General features: G+C 43.5%; 15 protein-coding genes and 4 tRNA genes. 9 read left to right on the top strand and 10 right to left on the bottom strand.

Features of this window, described 5'->3' with window-relative positions; genetic code table 11:
• Positions 1-309: 309 nt before the first annotated feature.
• The 8 genes from CCS02_RS19685 to CCS02_RS19650 form a co-directional block, all read right to left on the bottom strand.
• Positions 310-1,602 (bottom strand): tetratricopeptide repeat protein, encoded by a 1,293-nt coding sequence (locus CCS02_RS19685; protein ID WP_100637482.1) that lies wholly within the window; start codon positions 1,600-1,602, stop codon positions 310-312.
• 1 nt (position 1,603) lies between these two features.
• Complete coding sequence (locus CCS02_RS19680; protein WP_100637481.1) at positions 1,604-3,100, bottom strand: surface lipoprotein assembly modifier; 1,497 nt, start codon at positions 3,098-3,100, stop codon at positions 1,604-1,606.
• Between the two features lie 81 nt (positions 3,101-3,181).
• On the bottom strand, positions 3,182-3,949 hold the full coding sequence (locus tag CCS02_RS19675) for a Slam-dependent surface lipoprotein (protein ID WP_072841874.1): 768 nt from the start codon (positions 3,947-3,949) through the stop codon (positions 3,182-3,184).
• A gap of 89 nt (positions 3,950-4,038) precedes the next feature.
• The gene (locus CCS02_RS19670; RefSeq protein WP_198515424.1) at positions 4,039-7,122 is read right to left on the bottom strand and encodes a TonB-dependent receptor; all 3,084 of its coding nucleotides are present in this window, start codon (positions 7,120-7,122) and stop codon (positions 4,039-4,041) included.
• Between the two features lie 108 nt (positions 7,123-7,230).
• On the bottom strand, positions 7,231-8,172 hold the full coding sequence (locus CCS02_RS19665; protein ID WP_072841870.1) for a FecR family protein: 942 nt from the start codon (positions 8,170-8,172) through the stop codon (positions 7,231-7,233).
• On the bottom strand, positions 8,172-8,681 hold the full coding sequence (locus CCS02_RS19660; RefSeq protein WP_012071959.1) for a sigma-70 family RNA polymerase sigma factor: 510 nt from the start codon (positions 8,679-8,681) through the stop codon (positions 8,172-8,174). The genes CCS02_RS19665 and CCS02_RS19660 overlap by 1 nt, the downstream gene beginning before the upstream one ends.
• 189 nt (positions 8,682-8,870) lie before the next feature.
• Complete coding sequence (locus CCS02_RS19655; protein WP_072841868.1) at positions 8,871-10,106, bottom strand: uracil-xanthine permease family protein; 1,236 nt, start codon at positions 10,104-10,106, stop codon at positions 8,871-8,873.
• 112 nt (positions 10,107-10,218) lie between these two features.
• A complete protein-coding gene (locus CCS02_RS19650; protein ID WP_100188172.1) occupies positions 10,219-12,417 on the bottom strand; it encodes an EAL domain-containing protein in 2,199 nt (732 codons plus the stop codon).
• Between the two features lie 532 nt (positions 12,418-12,949).
• On the opposite strand from CCS02_RS19650, the gene CCS02_RS19645 reads away from it, so the two are divergent.
• Entirely contained in the window at positions 12,950-14,572 is a 1,623-nt protein-coding gene (locus CCS02_RS19645; protein WP_232728923.1) for a glucan biosynthesis protein, read from the top strand.
• 98 nt (positions 14,573-14,670) lie between these two features.
• Here CCS02_RS19645 and CCS02_RS19640 read toward each other — a convergent pair whose 3' ends face one another.
• Both CCS02_RS19640 and CCS02_RS19635 read right to left on the bottom strand, forming a co-directional pair.
• Positions 14,671-16,014 (bottom strand): GH1 family beta-glucosidase, encoded by a 1,344-nt coding sequence (locus CCS02_RS19640; protein WP_100188174.1) that lies wholly within the window; start codon positions 16,012-16,014, stop codon positions 14,671-14,673.
• 161 nt (positions 16,015-16,175) lie between these two features.
• Complete coding sequence (locus CCS02_RS19635) at positions 16,176-16,610, bottom strand: GNAT family N-acetyltransferase (protein ID WP_100637480.1); 435 nt, start codon at positions 16,608-16,610, stop codon at positions 16,176-16,178.
• A gap of 97 nt (positions 16,611-16,707) precedes the next feature.
• On the opposite strand from CCS02_RS19635, the gene CCS02_RS19630 reads away from it, so the two are divergent.
• From CCS02_RS19630 to CCS02_RS19595, 8 genes are all read left to right on the top strand, one after another.
• Positions 16,708-17,904, top strand: a complete 1,197-nt coding sequence (locus CCS02_RS19630) for an alpha/beta hydrolase (RefSeq protein WP_100637479.1) — start codon at positions 16,708-16,710, stop codon at positions 17,902-17,904.
• Positions 17,905-18,018: 114 nt separating this feature from the next.
• Entirely contained in the window at positions 18,019-18,972 is a 954-nt protein-coding gene (locus CCS02_RS19625) for a biotin--[acetyl-CoA-carboxylase] ligase (protein WP_100637478.1), read from the top strand.
• On the top strand, positions 18,956-19,690 hold the full coding sequence (locus CCS02_RS19620) for a type III pantothenate kinase (protein WP_100637477.1): 735 nt from the start codon (positions 18,956-18,958) through the stop codon (positions 19,688-19,690). Before CCS02_RS19625 ends, CCS02_RS19620 begins: the two co-directional genes overlap by 17 nt.
• Positions 19,687-20,391: an SPOR domain-containing protein gene (locus CCS02_RS19615; RefSeq protein WP_100637476.1), complete on the top strand. Its 705-nt coding sequence runs from the start codon at positions 19,687-19,689 to the stop codon at positions 20,389-20,391. The genes CCS02_RS19620 and CCS02_RS19615 overlap by 4 nt, the downstream gene beginning before the upstream one ends.
• Positions 20,392-20,465: 74 nt before the next feature.
• A tRNA-Tyr gene (locus CCS02_RS19610) sits at positions 20,466-20,549 on the top strand.
• Positions 20,550-20,552: 3 nt separating this feature from the next.
• Positions 20,553-20,627 (top strand) — tRNA-Gly (locus CCS02_RS19605).
• Position 20,628: 1 nt separating this feature from the next.
• Positions 20,629-20,704: transfer RNA gene (locus tag CCS02_RS19600), tRNA-Thr, on the top strand.
• A gap of 116 nt (positions 20,705-20,820) precedes the next feature.
• Positions 20,821-20,896 (top strand) — tRNA-Trp (locus CCS02_RS19595).
• Positions 20,897-20,919: the final 23 nt, after the last annotated feature.

Here is a 20,919-nt window from a genome sequence, read left to right as displayed (position 1 = left end):
CTGCAGAAAATAATGAATCGTCTTCAGGAAAGGTACTTTGACGGCCTGAAGGCCGACCTACAGCTTGGTTCAGGACTGTTTTGTCGGTCGTGGCTTTATCCCGACAAAACGTGACGTACTATATTCTAAGCTTTTTGTTAGCATACTATATTTCACCTCGGTATTTGCTTCGCTTGCCCTGTTTCGCAAGCTCAACGCGTTAGCGCTAATCCAAACCAAGGCGAATGGAATGTTGTTCAAAGAGGCTTTAATATGAGTGATTAGAGCGTTAAGAGATTAAATTTTTCCTTTTAAAGAATCTTTGTCACTTTATTTCTTAAGTTCTTGTAGTTGTTTTATGTAAGTCAGCTTCTCTCTATTCTTATGCCATGCATCGTAGAGCGCTATCAGATTTTCCAATGCAATTTGTTTGGATGCTGTTGGTGCCTGTGCTTTTTCCATCAAGGAGAGTGATTGCAGAAAGAGAGGTTCTGCTTTTAGGTAGTCTCTTTTAGTATAGAAAATAGCACCAGCTCTTGCGGAGGTATAGGCGGCTTGTAATGGCTGGGTCGGGATCTTGTCATGAAGTACTAGGCTCTGCTGATAAAGTGTTAAGGCTTCTTTAGTGTTGCCTTGATCTTCTTCTACACTACCGAGATTACCAAGTATGAGTGCTTGCTCTATACCTTGGGCGTGGTTGAGTTTATGTAATCCAGCTAGGGCCTCTTGATAAAGCGCTTTGGCTTTTGGGTAATCATTTTTCTGCTGGCTGTCTAATGCCAATTCATTTAAGTTCATAATATTGGCTAACGACGCTTCGCTCGATGTAGATCGAATAGTAAGGGCTTGCTTACGCAGAGGTGTGGCTGAACTCTGTTTTCCTTGAGCCTCTAAGATAACAGCAAGACGTTCTAGCGTTTCGGCAAGGCGGACATCATTGCTTTCTAGTGTATTTTGTTCTCGGTTGAGTTCTTGCTTTAGTGTAACTTGCGCGGCATCTTGCTGGTTTTGTTGTACATATGCTTCGGCTAGTGAATAGTTAATTTGACGAAAAAGTTCACTAAATGGCTCATTACTTCTTCCTTTCATAAACACTTCGAGGATGGATATGGTCTCGGCATAATTCTGCGATTCATTATGAAGGCGAGTTAGTGCGTTTACGGTTTTTAAAACGTCATTCGCTTGAACATCTTCAAATTGTTGAATATCCCAAGCTTGGGTATAAGCCTCAATGGCATTTAGTGGTTGGCCAGCCTGTTCTAGGAAATTGCCTTTATTAAATAACAGAGTGGCTACTTGAGGGTGTTCGTCATCGTAAGCGCTTTTTGTAAACTGGATCGCATCATTGATTGAATCAATTGCAGGGTTCTGCTTGCCTTGTGCTATCTGGATAAAAGCCAATAGGTTGAGACTGCTAGCACGAAACGCGGTACCGTTGTCGGCTTTTTTTGCAACCTTAAGGGCATAGTTGGCGCTTTTTTCTGCCTTGATGTAATCGCCTTCTTGATAAAGAGCCATGGCTTTGTCTTGGTAGTATTGCCAGTTATCTGCTGCCCAGGACACAGAGCTTAATAATAGGGCGCAAAGAGTGACAAAAATGGCTAAGTGATGCAGTTTTATCATGTTAGAAATTTTTCTCCAGTTTTAGGCTGACTTGGTTGTTTTCACGGCTATACAGCCAATCTACATTGCTGTTTATATTTGAGTGTTTGATGGTTAGGCTCGGAGCAAAACCTAAGATGGACAGTTGAGGCGATTTCATGACCAATGTGTAGCTGCTTTCATGGTCATTGCGTTTCGCACCAAGAATGTTGCTGTACGCTTTGTAGGTTTGTTCGCGGAAAGAGGTGAAAAATGTTGTGCTTAGAACATTAGAAAACGATTTTGAGACCCCGAGTCGTACGCCAAGTTGTAAGTAGCCATAGGGTTTATCATCCGCTTGTCGGTCTAAGCCATCAACACCTCCGAATAACGTCCAGCTATTTGGTAAGACTTGCCACATAGTTGCATTTGCTGAGTAGGAAGGGCCGTTATAACGTTCGTAGTTTTGCTTTTTATAGCGCAGTTCTTTGTAATCGCCTTGGACTTTAAGCATTTGCTTGTTAGAAAAGCGACGAGTCCATTCGCCATGCAGGCCTAAGGCACTGTACATGGCTTTATTTCCATAGGCGGAAAATTCAAAAGAAGGAGCGAGTTGTATCTGGTCATCGAGATCTTGGTAGCGATAACCTAGCTGTGTAATTAGCGTACTTTCATTGTAATCAGTGTAATCGTCATAGCTTTTACCATATAGCAAAGAGCGAAAATACAGTCCATTATGACTCGTAATAGGTGTGTGCTTGTTAAGGGTCAGTTCGTAATCAAGCCCCGTTGCTGAAATAGCATCGGGGATTTTTCGTTCATAAATACATTGGCCTTGGGAAAGGAGTAAACAGGTACGACTTTCTGAAGATTGGTTAAGGTTATCATTCCATACTGCACCAAGCGCTATGGACGTCGACCAATCACGGCGCTGTTCAAGTGCTTTACGGAAACTTTCTACCGTACGATAGACGCCGGTCTGTTGCTCATTGTCAGGATCGAGCTTTGCCGATATTTGTGTAAAAACTACCTCTGCTTCTTTATCTTGATGATCTTCGAATAGTACGCGGGCCAGTTCCAGTTGACCTGGCAAGAATTCAGGGTTCAGGCCGAGGAGCTGGCGATACTCTGTTGCGGCTTGCTCCATATTACCTTGGATTCGAGCTAATGCGGCTTTCGCATAAGCGAGTAAAAGTGGATCAGCATCGGTAAGTGTTCGGTATTCATCGAGAAAGTAAACGACGGCATTCCATTGTTTTTGTTTAATGGAAACATAGAGCGCACGCCCGATATCATTAGCATTGTGTCCTACGGTGTAAGACTTGCCATCAAGAATCAGCTCTGGGCGTTTTCCTGATAGGTAATCTTCATCTTTGAGTAACTCACTTTCCTTTGAATTGTTTTGTTGTTCTATGTTTTGGTTTAACCTGAGCTGAGTATCTAGATCGTGATCATCTGCTGTTGCAGACCGTGAGAACATAAACAGCAAGGCCAATCCGACTATCTTGCAATGAAGAAAGTTACTTTTTAAAAAATGCATGTAAATGGCTCATCATAGGCAGTAAAGAGAAAAGCCGAGCAGGATAATCATGCTCGGCTAAGGTTAAATCATAATAATGACTTAGTCTTTAGAGCCGCCAAATGCGGTGTCGTATTCAGTTCCAGCAAAGTCAACAAGCCCCGCTAGATCTGCTTGGCCATTGTAGAATTGAGCTGAAACGTCACCAGCAGAAGCGACTTCGATTACTGAAATACTTGCTGTTGCATCTGAGCCAGTAACAGAAGCATCGCTATTAATGGTAGCTGTACCAATATCAACAGTAAGGCCATTTGTGTTCGCCATGCTGCCTGTTAGTGTTGCTGCAGCAAAGTCAGCGGTTAATGTACCGTTTAGCAAGCTTGCTGCTGTGCCGTCGTAGTTATTGATACCCACGACTGTATAGGTGGCCGTACCAGAGGTTGGCACAGAGGTGTCTGCATTTGCTCCGGCATAGTAAACGGTACGAGTTGAATCTCCGCTGGTGCCATAGGCTGACCACTCACCGACCCATACATCGCTGGTACCTACTTGAGCGAAGTTGAATACTCCGAGATTATCGTGGCTGGTTGGAGAGCCAGTGTAAGGGAAGTTTAAGGTGTAGACATCTTGAGCATCCTTAGCGCCGTAAGCTGTTAATCCCTGAAAGTTCACTAACTTGTCAATACCTGTAGCATTCACACCAATACCTGCGCCGCCAGAGGTATGAGGACCACCATTGACGGTGGCTGTCCCTACTTTTACATAGTTCGTATTGCTGGATTCACCCACGACGGCTGCACTTGCCATGCCTGAGAATACTAAAGTACCAAGAGCGAGAGACATTGCGCTTACTAGTTGTAACTTTTTCATTGTATTACTCCATTGTATTGTGTGTTTTCCCAATGAAAACACGGTTGCCATGACACTACTTGTGCAGTGCCATCCTTGCTAACGGGTCGCTAGAAGCGGCCTGTTAAACCCAGTTTAAATGTGCGTCCCGGCGCGGCCACGGCAGATCGAGTAGCTGGATCCACGTAATATTGGTCGCTTAGGTTTGAACCGGTGAACTCCACATCAAAGATTTCATTAATTTTATAGCGGACGTAGGCGTCGAAGATGAGCGTGTCGCCCCAGCTATAAGGCGTGTTATAGAAATAAACATAACCAAGTTCACCTGCCCTATAAGAGTTTGCGATGTACCAATCTAGATCACTGTTTTCGTAGCCTTTGTAATAGGTAGCTCGTCCACCTATTTCTAAACGACGGTCCATAAAACGGCCTCCTAGTGATAAGTTGGCGGAAAGCTCCGGAGTAGCTTGGGCGAGTTGGTAACCATTAGGAAAGCCGTATTTGAAGCAGCGAGGAATCGGATTATCAACGGCCCGCATCAGGTCATTTGTGGATAACATTGCCGCGCTGTCTTCATCACAGATTTCATTTTGTAAGGTGTAATTCACGCCTAAACCAGTGAAAAATCGGCCATTGTCATAACGGGCACTGAGTTCTATACCACGAATTTTTTGCTCGTCGACATTGTTAAATTTAAAATTGCTGTCTCGTTCGATAACGTTTTCAGTGAGGTTGTCGTAGTAGGCAATTTTGATGTCGGCATACTCTGCGCTGGTAAACCATTGGGTTAAATCATGTACATAAGCCAGCTCCCAGTTATGGGCGTGTTCTGGTTTGACGCCATAAGGGTTTTGAGATGCAGAGAAAGCCATGGTGCTTTCAAACATGCTTGGGTAGCGCAAGGTTTCTGTATAGGTTAGATAAGCTCGGCTGTAATCGGTGAATTGATAACTGATACCTGCATGAGGCACCCAGCCATGGTCTTTGTGCTTTTTAGCTTCTGCGATGGATATGTTATTCACAGGATTCGTTTGACATGAAACGACGTTTTTTCCTGCTAGCTCACCATTTAGGCAAGGGTTGTCGGCACGGTCGTAATTGCCATCAGCATCGGGCTTCCAAGTTGCATAGTTGTTGTAAGTATTCTCAATAACTGTCTTATCGTATGAAATACCAGCAACAATTTGGTCATATACTGCTTGGCTTATAGCCCCAGAATCTAAATATGTTTTAAAGAAGGCTGTTCTTTCAGCAACTAATGTTGCAATTTCTTCATCTGTACGGACATATCCTGTGCTGTAAGAAATATTGTAATAATCGGTAGTACTTTGGCTAAACTCACCAGGATGAGCCGCGAGGAAATCATCAAACGCCCAATAAGCGGAATAGGTCATGCCGGCATTGAGTTTGAGCTTATCGGTAGGGCGCCAAGCAAAATCAAAATTGGTTTCCCACTCTTCCCGTCGACCAGCGCGTGGGAGCATTCGCCAGCCTGCACTGGCCGCTTCATCATATTCGTCATCGGATGTGAGCTTTTCGTGCTGAAAACGACCGCCAAGTGTTAGGTCTAGGGTATCGGTAAGGTTCATTTTGTTACTAAGGGTGATACCGTCGCGGGTGCTGTTGGCATTGGCGACAGCGTTATCATAGAGTACGCCTGATGTATCGGAGGGTAAGGTTTGGTTAGGGAACCCACCAGATGTGTAGGTATCACTAACGGTATCTGTTCGCCAAAGATTGGCATTAAAATCGATCCAGCGGTTGTCTATGGGTTTGTAGCTGTATTCAATATTGTAAGCTTTTGCAGTGACTTCACTAAGTGGCCATTGAATGGCACTGCGGTCGCTTTGGTTGTTGATTCTGGACGGCATGATTTCGCCATAAGTGGAATCAGATTGGCGGAAGTTGAAACCAATTTTTTGGTCGTCATCAATGTGCCATGTGGTTTTTAATAACCAAGACTCCATTAAGCTGGAGGTATTGGTCACTTCGTCGCCAGGCTGCCAATATTGGGCAAGTGAGGTGATGTAGTCTCGGGTGTCAGCTACGCTGGGATTGTTATAGTAGCCCGTATTGTTTTTCCCTGAATAATAATTGCCTCGTTCTCGATAAGCATAAGCAGCGAGCACGTCAAAGTGTTCACTCTTTTTGGCCGCTGCGACTCGGTAGGCATAGTCGCCGCCATTTAATGGGTTGTTATCGCTATCCGATTTGCTTTTTAAATTAACTCGTAAGGTTTTGTCGGCATAGGGGTAAGCGCTTCCGGCAGGGTAACCGTCGACATCTGTCGCTAATTCGCCAGTATGAAGAGCGGGTACTCGTTCTCCTGTCGCATTGCTACTGCCTTCTATTTTGAATTCTGCCCCAAAGGTTTCACCATCGCGGATTAAATCGTCGGGTGACAGGGTTTTGACCACCATGGCGCCACCAACACCGCTATGTACGTCCCGCTCATTGGTGGCACCCTTGTAAATTTGTACGTTGCCTATGAGGTTTGGGTCGATGTAATTGCGGTTAGTCGCGCCGTTGTAGCCACGCCATACTGTCAGCGCTTGTTCTGTGCCATCAATTGTTACTGGAACACGGCCAGGGCCTTGAACGCCACGAATGTTTAGATCGAGTGCGCCGCTGTTGCGAGCTTCACCACTGAATACACCGGGAACGCCTTGTAGTAAATCGGATGGGGTGGTGCCCTTATAACGTTCCACCTCGGTTTTACCAATAAAGGTCGTGGAGGTGTTTTTGTCGTAAACGTCATCGTAGCCTTTTTGATCACGGGCACTCATATCAGACCTTGCGTTGTTGTCTTCAATGGTAATGGTAGGAAGATTGACTCCGTCATCTCCTTGCTCGGATTTTACGATGTAACTGCCATTTTGAGTTTGTTGGGCAACCAGATTGGTATTTGCCAGAATCTTTGCCAGTGCGGCGTCCTGTGTGTAGTCGCCGTTAAGGCCAGAGCTGCGTTTGCCTGTGGTAAGGGCAGAGTTAATGGATAAACTCACATCAGCTGTTAATGCAAATTGATTCAGTACTGAATCTAAAGAGCCTGCCGGAATGGAATAGTAGCGACTGTCTACTTGGGCCATGTTATCTGCGGCTAAAACGGGAGAAATTCCATGTAATGCGACGGAAACGCTTAATGGTATGGCCAGCATTAATGGTTTGAAGAGGGGCTGTTTTTGGTGTTTCATTCTTTAACATCTCGGCTGAATTAGTGTCTATACCCTTAATACCGAGTGAAGATGGAAAACCCACAAAAGAAAATGAAAGTAATTATCATTTTTATTTTAGGGTTGTACTTAGCTTGCTGTCACGTTGACCCAATAAGGAGTTAATTGGTAAATGTTGATGGGGAGGCTTGCTTGTAGCTGTTGCAAAATTTGATCTGTATTGTCTATAGAAAATACGCCCGTGACGGCCAGCTGCCTGAGCTCTGGTGCCACTCTGACTATACCTTTTCGGTAACGACTTAGTTCATGTATAAAATCGGTGAGGGGCATTCGTTGTGCTACCAGCTTGCCGGTAACCCAGCCGATGGTATTGGGGTCTGTATTAGATATACGGGACGTATTGAGGGTATTGAAAGAGATACTTTCACCAGGCTTTATTGACAGTGGGTTATGCATTTGCTTGCCAATCAATTGGACGTTTTGGCCTGAGAACACGCTAACACGGGTGATGTCATCGGTACGACGAATATTAAGCTTGCCCTGATGAAAAGAAATCGTGCCATCCATTGTTTCTATTTGGTAAGGCGTTGCTTGTGATACATCGAGGAAGAATTCACCGTCATCAAGTTTAAATTGATGTTCTGTTGGCATAGCAAGAGTGGTCTTTGTATTCATAACTAGTTTATTGATATCGCTTAATGGAAAGCTTCTTACTTCCCCTGTCGCTGTGGCTAGGTTCTTATAGTAAGAGGCGTGAGAGCTTATGGACCAATTATGTATATAGCCGCCAGCGAAGAAGAGCCCTCCAGCAGAAAGCCCCATTAAACTTAAAACATGACGACGAGACATTTTTCGGCTTCGAGCTATGATTTGAATCGTCTCTTTCGGGGCATCTCCGAAATGTGCCTGTGCTTGTATCAGGCATTGCCATGCTTTTTCATTGTCAGGGTCGGCGGCTCGCCATTTATTACAAGCGTGCTGATCATGTTTGGATGGTTCGTCTGACCAGAGTCTTGCCATTAGATGTGCTGCCTGTTGAATGCGTTCTAGATCAATTTGGTTTGGTTGCATTATTTGTGTCTCTCCATCATGGCTATGGCACACGCTTGTAATGCTTTGGCGATGTATTTCTCTACAGAAGATATTGATACGTTTAATTGCACTGCAATGTCGGAATAGGACAGCCCTTCTAGTCTGCGCAGTAGAAATGCTTGTCGTGCTTTTTCCGATACTTGGTGTAATAGCGTATCTATCTCTATTAAGGTCTCGATAACTTCAAGGCGTTTTTCTGGTGATGAATGATGCTCTTCAGGAAGGTGGCTGATTGATTCCAAGTATGCCTGCTCAATACGCCACCGACGATATTGATCAACAACGAGACCCTTAGCGATACAGGTTAAATACTGGCGTGCGTATTCGGTAGGCGGTATTTTCCCACTAACCAATACTTTCAAGTAGGTGTCTTGCATTAAATCCGCGGCTTTGTGTGAGCAATTAAGTCGCTTGCGAAGAAAATTAGATAGCCATCCTTGATGCATTTCATAAAGCTGAGTGAATTGGAGTTGTAAATCTCTATTCATATCGTAAAACCTATCATTTGATAATGGTTATCATTTATGATTTCAGGATGAAGGTAAATATGCAATAGATTTAATAAAACTTAATATTTGGTTAGTTGGATATTTTTGTGTATTTTCTGTGATTAGGTCACTAAAAAAACGGCCCCAATTTGGGACCGTTTTAGATGGTGCTGCTTTAATATGAAAGTATTATTCTTCCATTTGTGCTTTGTCGACGATGTGATTATCGCCGATGTCTTTCGGTAAAATTAAATTCAGCGTGATCGCGACGATGCCACATAGGCTGATGCCTTGAAGGCTGAACTCACCAATACCAAAGGCCATACCACCGATACCAAACACTAGGGTTACACCAACGATGATTAAGTTGCGTGACTTATGAAGGTCGACTTGATTCTTAATCAAGGTATTTAGTCCTACAGCAGCAATAGAGCCAAACAATAGAATCATAATGCCGCCCATTACAGGTAGTGGGATAGTTTGCAGAGCTGCACCTAATTTACCAACCCAAGCAAGAATAATGGCTGCAATGGCGGCCCATGTCATGATGACAGGATTGAATGCCTTGGTAAGCATCACTGCGCCAGTAACTTCACTATAAGTCGTATTTGGTGGTGCGCCAACCATAGCGGCAGCCATCGTTGCGATACCGTCGCCAGCAATAGTGCGATGTAGACCAGGTTTCTTGAGATAGTCTTTTCCGGTAACGTTAGAAATAGACAGAATATCTCCAACATGCTCAACCGCTGGAGCAATAGCAACAGGTAACATAAAAAGTATCGCATTAATGTTGAATTCTGGTGCGGTAAAGTTTGGCATAGCAAACCATGCTGCATTGTATATAGGTTCAAAATTGACTATGCCAAAGAATAGACTTAAGACATAGCCAACGAGAATACCGCCAAAAACGGGCAATAATTTAAACAGGCCTTTAGCGAACACGCTAATTAGAATCGTAGTAAGCAAAGAGGCAACAGCAATTAACATAGAAATATCTGCATCAATTGCTTGTACGTCACCTGCTTTCCCAAGCGCCATATTGACAGCGACGGGTGCTAGACCAAGACCAATAACCATGATGATTGGGCCGATAACAACGGGTGGTAGTAGGGCATGAATGAAGCCAGCGCCTTTGAGCCGAATAAACCCACCAAGAACGACATAGACAAAACCTGCTGCTATTAAGCCACCCATAGTCGCAGGAATTCCCCATGTTTGGACGCCGTACATAATGGGTGCGATAAAGGCAAAAGAAGAAGCAAGAAAAATTGGAACCGTTCTGCGTGTGGTTAATTGAAATAAGAGTGTACCGACACCTGCGCCAAAAAGCGCAACGTTAGGATCTAGTCCTGTTAATAGTGGGACGAGCACTAAAGCGCCAAATGCAACAAACAGCATTTGAATGCCTAAGACGGCATTTTTCATAGGTAAAATCCTTGGATAGTTTGAGTTCAGGGATTTTATAGACAAGTTGACATAAGCGCCAGAAAGGTAAGAATTTTGCTTAGGGGCTTTAATCGATTTCTGTTCATTAATGCTAGTCTTGCGCGACGAGAAACCTTTGCTTTTTCTGCAAGAAACCTATTTTGAACTCTTCTGCTGGAATTGGCCGACTGATGTAATAGCCCTGAATATCATCGCAACCAATATTGTAGAGCATTTCTAGTTGCGCTTTCGTTTCTACACCTTCGGCTATTGTAGTCATGCCTAGTTGTTGCGCGAGTAGGATAATGGTCCCTACTATGACTTGATCGTTGGTATTGGTTGTCATATTGCGTACAAAAGACTGGTCGATTTTGAGCTTATAAACCGGGAATCGTTGGAGATAGCTCAAAGATGAATAGCCTGTACCAAAGTCGTCGATGGATGTATGTATTCCAAGTTGCTGGAAAGATTCTAGTATTGTTATCGTGTGCTCAGGATCTTTTGTCGCAATGCGCTCGGTGAGTTCAAGTTCTAAGTATTGTGCTGGTACGGCGTATTCGTTGAGTATTGCCGCCACAATAGCTGGAAGGTCATTTACTTGAAACTGGGCATATGACAGGTTTACTGCAATTCTAACGGGAGTAATCCCTTCTTCTAGCCATTGTTTTAGTTGGCGTGCTGTTTCTCGTAAAACCCATTCTCCTATGGCCAAAATTTGTCCACTCTCTTCTGCAAGGGGAATGAATTCTCCTGGACTGACATGACCTAATTCTAGGCTATGCCATCGAATGAGTGCTTCCGCACCTATTATTTTTCCCGTGATGAGCGAAATTTGCGGCTGATAGTGTAAGGAAAACTCTTGTCGTTCTAGGGCGTCATGAAGAGCATTACCTAATGTAAGTGCTCGTGTCGAAATTGCTTGCATTTCTTCGGTGAAAAAAGCGTATCGATTTCTGCCCGTATGCTTGGCATGATACATAGCGGCATCTGCTCGCTGATAAAGGGTGTCGAAGTCTTCTCCATTTCGCGGATATAAACTCACACCGATAGACGGTGTGATAAAAAACTGATGTTGATCGATGTTATAGCGCGCGGATAAAGCCTCTTTGATAGCGCAGGTTTTTTCGATTAAGCATTCTTCATTATCTGCAGGTAGCAGAATAATAAATTCGTCACCGCCTTGTCGTGCAACGTAACCAATATTATTAATCAAGGTGCGCATTCTGTCTGCAACAGTAAGTAGTAGCTTGTCCCCTATGCTATGACCAAGTGTGTCGTTGACATTTTTGAAGTGGTCTAAGTCGATAAATAGTAATGCTATTTTGGTATTAGGTTTGATGATTTGATGGAATGTTTTATTCAGTGCAACTCTGTTTGGGAGTTTTGTTAATGAGTCGTGATGTGCTAACCACTCGACCTGATCATGTGCCTTTTGGATTTCATCAATATCAATTCGTACACCAAGCATGCGAGCTGGTTTATCTTCTTGATCAAACTCCGTCACGATACAACGTACGCCTATCCATCGATAGCTGCCGTCTATATGTCTAATTCGAGCTTGGTATTTGTAATAATTTGATTCACTTTTGCTTGTTAAAATATTATTTATGCTGTCCATAACATGCTGACGATCTTCAGGGTGTATTTTTTCCAATTCAGCCTTTCTATCTGCCATGCCTTTGACGGGAGCATAGCCGAGCATAGTAAAATACGATGGAGTTGCAAACCAGATATCTTTGCCGACATCCCATTCCCAAATACCTACTTTGGTTAATTTTAACGCTTCGTTCACGCGTATTTCAGCATCGACAAGTTCGCTTTCTCTTTCTTTAAATGGCGTTATTTTTTGCGCATAACCAACTGACGAAAAAAGTTGGTCGCTAATGTCGTATATACGTTCGGTACTAACTTGAAAATAATCTACGTTGCCACAGGGTAAGCAAACGTACTCTTCGGTGGTTCCTGTTTCTTCATTTGAGGTAATGGCAGGGATGATATTTTGACTAAGCTGGGCTTGTTGAGATTGAATTTCTTCGTCTCTGTAGCCGATTATTTCTAGCTTTGATAGGCCGATAAATTGCTCAAATGCAGGATTACAATAAATATAGGTTTGGTCCTTGTCTTTAATCCACATAGGATCAGAAAGAGCGTCGAGTGACGATGTTAATTGTTTTTTATGGTTTTCAGAATGTTCAAGCTGCTGAAAAAAAATGTTTCTTTCTGCTTTGGTTTTAATATAGACATATATAAGTATGAGTAAAAAACATGAAGCTAGAAAATAGCCTAATATTGTTCCCCAAGGATATGTCATTATTCTTCACCTTAATTTTTTATCCGCGCTCAAATGAAAAAATAGAGTTAGCGGTTGTTATATAAACGACATCATTATGTGTTCAGTGATCGTTATTTTAACCCCAATTTAGTTTTTCGGCTGTATAACATGTGATGCTACTCTGTATCGTTATGTAATCAATTTAGTTTGTCCGCTATCAAGGTTATTTTGTTTTACACATTGAGAGGGCAAGCTTTTTTAATGTGAATAACTGAGACACTTATCCTCTTGTATTGGAAATAAAAAGGTACGCTGTGGTATGAAGTGAGACGATTGGTCAAATTTAAAATAGATTTTGTGTCAAATGTAAGGAGATATCCTAAATTCTCCATATAAATGTATTAAATATTTACTCTATCTGAACACTAAGCTCTGTGGTAATTCGCTAGTATAGATAGCAACTTTTTAGCTGATAGGGTCATTTTCTATGCTTCCTCATTGTTTTTCAGAGTCCATGAAGGATTCAAACTTAGTCGGGCCGCAGGTTTTGCGAAAATCCCGAAAAACAAATGTGTCTAGTAATTTGCAACGCTTGGCGAGTCGATCTTTATTGGCCGTCGGTGTGCTATTTAGCCTTACTGCTTGCGCAGCGCAATCACAGCCACAATCATCTCAGTCTGTTGCTCAACCTAAAGAAGGTGAAGAATTTAGCTATGCTTGGTTAAAAGGCCATGCTCGTCAATTGGCGACTAAGCCTTATGAAAGCCATCAAGGTGAAATGCCAGATAGTTTAAAAGGCTTAGACTGGGATGATTACCAAGAAATTCGCTTTAATAAAGAGGCGGCTTTGTGGCGCGATCAAAAATCAGAGTTCCGTACGGAGCTTTTTCATCTTGGTCTAGGGTTTGATACGCCAATTCATATGAATGAGCTTGAAAATGGTAAGTCGACTCCGATTCCTTATATGCCTTCTGAGTTTACTTACGGTAAATCTAAAGTAGATGGTAAGAAACTTCCTAAAGATCTTGGTTTTGCTGGTTTTAGAATGCAATTCGCCACAGATTGGCAGCGTGATGTTGTCGCCTTTTTAGGTGCGAGCTATTTCCGTGCTGTTGGCAGTGAAATGCAATATGGTCTTTCCGCTCGTGGCTTAGCGATTGATACCGCAATGCCGCATCCCGAAGAGTTTCCTATTTTTACTGACTTTTGGTTAGAGAAGCCAAAACCAGGCTCAGATGTAGTTACTGTTTACGCGTTAATGGATTCTCCTAGTGTAACTGGGGCTTATCGTTTTGATATGACTCCGGGTGAACCGTTCAAAATGCGCGTAGATTCCGCTATTTATCCTCGCAAATCTGTTGAGCGTTTAGGTGTGGCGCCAATGACTAGTATGTTTATGGTTGGCGAAAATGATCGCCGAACCAATTATGATTGGCGTGCAGAGATTCATGACTCGGATGGCCTTGCTATGCAAACCGGCAACGGCGAATGGATCTGGCGACCATTATCCAACCCTGAAAATTTACAATTTAATGCTTACAGCGATGAGAATCCAAAAGGCTTTGGTTTGCTGCAGCGTGACCGTAATTTCGATCATTATCAAGATGACGGTGTTTTCTATGAGAAGCGCCCAAGTTTGTGGATTGAACCACTTGGTAACTGGGGTAAGGGCTCTGTGCAATTGGTAGAAATTCCAACGTTGGATGAAACCTTCGATAACATCGTAGCCTTCTGGAATCCAGCGGCTCCGGTTGAAGCGGGTCAAGAGTTGCTCTACAGCTACAATATGTATTGGGGCAGTCATCCACCTGTGCAATCTAACCGCGCTCGTGTTGTTGATACTTTTACAGGCATCGGTGGTGTGATTGGTAAGAAGCGTCAGTATTACAGCAAACGTTTTGTGGTTGATTTCGCTGGCGGCTCTTTAGCTATGTTAGGCAATGATACGAAAGTGAAAGCGGTGATTACGTCGTCTGAAGGAAGAATCGAAATCGAATCGGCTCGACCACTGCATTCTATCGATGGTTACCGTGCGATGTTTGATTTGGTACCACCGAAAGGGAAATCTAAGCCAATTAACTTAACGGTTCACTTGGAAGCTAACGGACAGCCGCTTACTGAAACTTGGCAGTATCAGTGGACTCCGCCAGCGGAGAAAGACAGAGAGCTTCATAATGCAGGCCATTTGAAGTAGCACTCTCTAGATATAATCGGTTTTACTTGGCAAATAAAAACGCCCGATGTGACATACATCGGGCGTTTTTTGTCACTCAATAATAAATTCTGATGGGTTTAACCTTTGCGGTTATTCAGAAGAGTGCGATAAGCGTGTCCGCTGCGTTTAATGGTTCTCTCTTGAGTCTGATAATCCACGTAAGTTAGACCAAAGCGCTTGCTATAACCTTCTGCCCATTCAAAGTTATCCATCAAGCTCCAAGCGAAATAACCGCGAATATCGACGCCGCTTTCAATGGCATGATTTACAGCGTTTATATGTCCATCTAAATAACGTACTCGTTGCTCATCGTTGATTTCGCCATCAATGATCTGATCCGCACACGCTGCGCCATTCTCGGTAATATAAATAGGTGGCAAGGTATATTGTTTGTGAAGATTCACTAACAATTCAGTGAATGCTTGAGGCGCGATTTCCCAACCAATGTCTGTGTACTCAACTGTTTGGCTGTTTTTTACATTTTTGAACATGTCATCGGCATCGTAGGCATTGTGATTACAGGTGTAGAAGTTCATGCCCAAGAAATCAATTGGTTGAGAAATGATGTCCATGTCACCAGGTAAAACTGTTGGTAAATACTGCGGAGCAACGGTTTTGAGTAACTGCGGATATTGTCCTTTCATGAGCGGTTCAATGAAGAACTGGTTATCTAGAGTTTCTCGCATCAAGCACGCGAATTGGTCTTCGGCTTTTTCGCTGGCAGCGTAGGAGCGGTTCATATTTAGCACTATTCCTACCTGAGATTTTGGTGCGTTTTTACGGATAACTGGAAGTGCTAAACCATGGGCGAGCAAAATATGGTGAGCAGCTTGTCGACCAAATTCTGGTTTGCTTAAACCCGGTGCATGTATACCCAATTCATAACCTAATATTGCGGCGCAAAAAGGTTCGTTGAATGTCGCCCAGCTATCAACCCATTCTGATAATTCTTTGGTCACCAAGTCTGCGTAATTTTTGAACTGGTATGCGGTTTCTCTATTAAGCCAGCCACCTTTGTCTTCTAGGTGTTGTGGCAGATCCCAATGGTAAAGTGTCGCAAATACAGTGAGCCCTTCTGCTTTGAGCTTTTTAAGCAAGTTGCGATAAAAATCCAGTCCAGCTTGGTTTGCTTCGCCTTTTTTGTCCATGACTCGAGGCCAAGCAATTGATAATCGATAAGCGTCTACACCGAGATCTTTAATCAACTGGATGTCTTGCTCCCATAGATGATAATGGTCACAAGCCACCTCACCATTGTCCATGCCCTTTACCTTGCCAGGAGTTGCGCAGAAGGTATCCCAAATAGAAGGGAGGCGATTATCAGCAGTTGTCGCGCCTTCAATCTGGAAAGAGGCGGTTGCCACACCAAAGATAAAATCGGAGGTAAGCATTTTTGAATGTGATGGTAGGGTGATTGACATGTTGTCCTCAGTCTTTTTATTTATTGTCTTAGCAAAGATAAGTATTGCGATCAAAGGTACTGGAGGAGGTTGAAAAGCGTCAACAATGGCATGGCTGTTTTAGTAATTTAAGATTATTTAAGTGCATTTTAAGTGATTTTTAGCAGCGAATTAAGTACTTTTTAGCTACGGATATAGCGCATTGGTGTCAGATTTCGACCTTGTGCCGTATAGGCTCGAAAGCGACTTGCTAGTTCTTCTGGTAACATTTCTGCCGAGATGACCGTAAAATGATTTGCGCTATAAAATGGCACAAGATGCGTAAATGCGAAGCAATAAGTGGTTTTTTCATCTAATGCTGGATGAATGCCGTTGATTAGATGGCTGCCGAGACCAATATTACGATGGATTGGCTCTGTCACCATACCGGTAAGCAGCTGAGAGTTGGCAATTTGTTTGAGTCTTACCGCGCAAAGAATTTTGCCTTTATCTCTTATTACCCAAATAGGATCCGCTTTGTTTGGTTTACCGCTTGGATAATGTTCTTGATAAAATTTCTTCACCAAAGGAAACCAAAGCGAAGGAACTTGTTCGGGGATAGGGTAGGATGTCTTCATAGTGGAATTTGTATAGCGACGAAGTGCTTGATGGTAGCATAATCCGCTATTTTATAGTGTTAATGAAATTGAATGACGGATAGCGGGAGGGATTATCGTGCGGCAAAGAATAGTGTTCTGGTGTTTTTGTGTTTTGGCATTGTCCATTTCTGGAATTGGATACGCAGCACAACAACAAACGGAGTTTGTTTATGAGTCAGAAGAATCTTTTGCTCATTATTTAGTACGTGCAGAGGAATATGTAAGCGAGCGCAAGGTATGGATCAATGCTGATGACAAGCCTAGAGAGCTCGCCGCTGTTCTGCCCTTTGAGTTATTGCCTGATGCAGAAAGCTGTGCAGGGCGAGCGCGCATTGGAGTGTTGTTGTCTCACGGCTTATCAGATTCTCCTTTTTCGATGCGAGACCCTGCGCTTGCTTTGCAAGCTGCTTGTTATCAGGTGCGCGTAGTTTTGTTGCCAGGTCATGGCACAAAGGCAGAAGACCTTCTCAATGTCTCACGTGATGATTGGCGTGCGACGTTTCAAAATGCTGCTGATCAGTTTAGTAAAGAAGTAGATGTCATGTATGTTGGTGGTTTTTCTACTGGCGGCGCATTGGCTGCGGAATATGCTTGGCAACATCCTGACAGTGTTGCAGGTGCTATTTTGTTTTCGCCTGTGTTTAAGGTAAATAGCAGCATAGATTGGCTTTCTCCTTGGTTGGCGATGGTGAAAGATTGGTTAGACCATTATCCAAGTGATGACTTTGCTAAATACGCGTCAATCCCTCTGCCTGCAATTGCTCAGGTGTATAAGTTGTCTAAAGAAGTGCGTAATTTGATTCTTGATAATCCGAAAGATTTGCCAGTGTTTATTGCCTTATCAGAAGATGATCAAACAGTAGATTCGTCTGTGTCAGAAAAGGTGTTTAACGTGGGGATGATTGGGACAAAGAGTCAGATGGTGCTTTATAGTAAAGATCAAATGAGCATCAATACAGACCGTATTAAAGTTTACAATGCCAATTGGCCAGAGTCTAAAATATTCGGTTTATCGCATATGGCTGTTCATGGTAACCCCGACAATACCTATTACGGCGCTGTAGGTGAATACCGTATATGTGGTTGGTATCTGTCTGATGAGCCTTTGTATCAAGCGTGTCGAACGGATAAAAATAATTGGTTTGGCGAAAGTTCTGATGCATTAACGAAGAAAAGCCCTCATGCGGCACGAGTATCTTGGAATCCGAACTTTAATTCGTTAATGCAAGAAGTCGCTTTTTTCATCAAGGCAAACGCGAGTAGTAATAGATAAGTAGAGCCTCTTCTTATGACAGAGTTGACTCGGCAATAGATTGCTCTAATAAATGTCAGGAATTAGGTAGGTATTAGGGTTGAATGATACAAGAAGTGAAATTGGAGAGCGTTGATGCAAGCTGTTTTGGCCCTGCTTAGTGATAATGAATTTCACTCTGGCGAAGAGTTGGGAGCCGCATTGGGAGTTACCCGCGCAGCGGTCTGGAAGAGGCTTAAAAAGTTAGAGGCGATTGGTGTGACTGTTCACTCAGTTAAAGGTCGAGGTTATCGTTTACCTTCACCAGTCGAACTGTTGTCTGAAGACGCTTTGCGTGAAAACGGTGTGCCAAATGATGTGGCGATCAAGTTAGCGTTTGAGACAGAATCAACCAACGGCGATGCTAAGCAGTATATATCGCAAGGGCTGCCTTTACCGGTTCTAATCTCGGTTGAACGTCAGACTCAAGGTAAGGGGCGTCGTGGTCGTCAGTGGGAGTCGGGAGTCGCAAAAAATATTACATTTTCATTCGCATGGCGTTTTGATAATGGCCCAAATGTTGTTGAAGGTTTAAGTCTCGCGGTGGGCGTTGCTGTAGCTCGAGTATTAAAAAAAGCTGGTATTCCCAATCCTGGGTTGAAGTGGCCTAATGACGTACAAGTAGACGGTCAGAAAATCTGCGGTATTTTACTGGAAATGGTGGCTGATCAGGACGTTTGTCATGTGATCATTGGAGTCGGACTTAATGTCGAAATGAATGATGGCATTATGACCCACGTTGATCAGCCTTGGACGGACCTTGTGTCTCGCCTTAAGTCTCGCCCGAGTCGGAATGTCATTTTGGCTGAATTAACCAAAGAGCTGATTGATATTTGTCAATTATTTGAAGATGGCAATGGTATGAAGCATTTTCAATATCAGTGGCAAGCGTATGATGTTTTGTTCAATCAGACGGTTACTGTTAGTACGGTTTCTCAGCAACGTCAGGGTATTGCACGAGGTATTGATCAAAAAGGTGCTCTGCTTCTAGAAGAAAATGGTGAGCTGGTGGCTCTTCATGGAGGGGAAATTAGTGTCCGTCGAGTCTAGAATTTTGGTCGTTGATGCGGGTAATACTAGTATCAAATTTACTGCCTTTGAAGGCGAACAGGTATTGTGGGTTCAGCGAGGTGATAGTTGTCCTGTGGAAACCGGTTTTGCACCGGAGGTGATTTATTTTGCCAGTGTACGATCTAAAGAGCAGAGTGCAATGTTGCATGCTGATGTCCAAGCTGAGTTTCCAAGTAGTGAATGGATTACGCTGACGAGCCAAGCGACCGCTTGCTTCGTTCGTAATGCCTATATTGAGCCTGAGCGATTGGGAATTGATCGATGGCTCGGTGTTATTGCGGCGCATCACCTGATAAAAGGTGATGCGGTAGTAGTAGATGCCGGTACAGCGATAAAAGTGGATGTGGTTAATAGAGAGGGCACCCATCTTGGTGGTTATATTGCTCCTGGGTTGGCAATGATGACGGAATCTTTACTCTCGAAAACTGCTCGGATTCGCTTTGATTCCCATGAAGTGGTCGAAGGTGAGGGATTGCCTAACTCTACGGCAAGAGCGGTGACAGAGGGTTGTCATGAGATGACGTTGGGTTTTTTAGAGCGTATTCATCATCGATATCCTGAATTTAAGTGGGTTGTGACAGGTGGAGATGCGCAAGCGTTATTGAATAGATTAGGCATTGCGCTCGAATGTTTTCCTAATCTTGTGGCTTTGGGCGCAAAGCTGGTTGGTGATGAACAGTTAAGAGGCAATAAATGAAGTGGCTATTTCTTTTTATAGTGTTACTTAATGCTGCCTTTTTAAGCTGGCATAGTTTTGTTCAGGATAAGCTAGAAAAAAATAAAGAATCTATTTATGGGCCGCCTGTGAGCGAGAGAATTCATCTCTTGTCCGAGGTGCCAGCAGTTACTGAGCAGGATTATAATGCGAGGATTGCATATGGTGAAGGGCTTGAGGATGCACTGAGTAAGGTGATAGATCAGGCTTCTGGAGATTCGCCTGATTTATACTGTCCGCGCTTAGAAACAGAGCGCGATGATGATAAAAGACAAATCATTCAAGTTCTGAAGAGTTTTGGCTGGGCTTATAAGGATCAAGAAGCTTCAGGTAAAAGGCCTAAGTTTTGGCTCTATATTGCCGCACCGGAAACACCAGCCATTGCTGAGCGTATAGTAAAAGAGCTTGCTTCTAAATCCATTGATAGCTTTGTTATTAATCGTGCCGAAATGAAGAATCGTATCTCTTTAGGTCTATATTCTTCAAAAGAGCGAGCTGATCAAGCGAAAGTGCGCATTCAAAATGTATCTGGCTATGCTGTTGATGTTTATGAACATATGCGAAATGTCCCGCTTCAGCAGATAGATATTGCGCAGCCAGTGGATGAAAAAGACTGGGAACAGTTTATGTCACGCTTCGATCTGACCAAGATGATGATAAAAGTAGAAAAAAATCCTTGCTAGCGCTTGCAATTGGCAAGACGATTCATATAATGGCTCCCACCTTTTGGGGTGTTGCGTTGTAGCGCTGAGTACGTGGAGGGGTTCCCGAGTGGCCAAAGGGAGCAGATTGTAAATCTGCCACGAAAGTTTCGGTGGTTCGAATCCACCTCCCTCCACCAATTGCGGGTATGGTATAGTGGCTATTACCTCAGCCTTCCAAGCTGAAGAGGCGGGTTCGATTCCCGCTACCCGCTCCAGGCTCATGTAGCTCAGTTGGTAGAGCACACCCTTGGTAAGGGTGAGGTCGGCAGTTCAAATCTGCTCATGAGCTCCAGCATTTCCAATGCAAAAGATAGGTGGTTTGACCGCCTTTTTTATTGTCTGTTTTTTGGGCAGATACCCTTGCCAGGTTTGGCTTGTTCAGGTATCATCCTTCGCCCATACGAATGTAGGCCAATAGTTCAATTGGTAGAGCACCGGTTTCCAAAACCGGCTGTTGGGGGTTCGAGTCCCTCTTGGCCTGCCATCTTTCGTATCATCCTATTTCTT

Origin of the sequence: Marinomonas sp. ef1 (genome assembly GCF_002806845.1) — a bacterium.
GTDB lineage: Bacteria > Pseudomonadota > Gammaproteobacteria > Pseudomonadales > Marinomonadaceae > Marinomonas > Marinomonas polaris.
The sequence above is the reverse complement of the archived record's forward strand: the minus strand, read 5'-3'. Positions and strand labels throughout refer to the sequence as shown.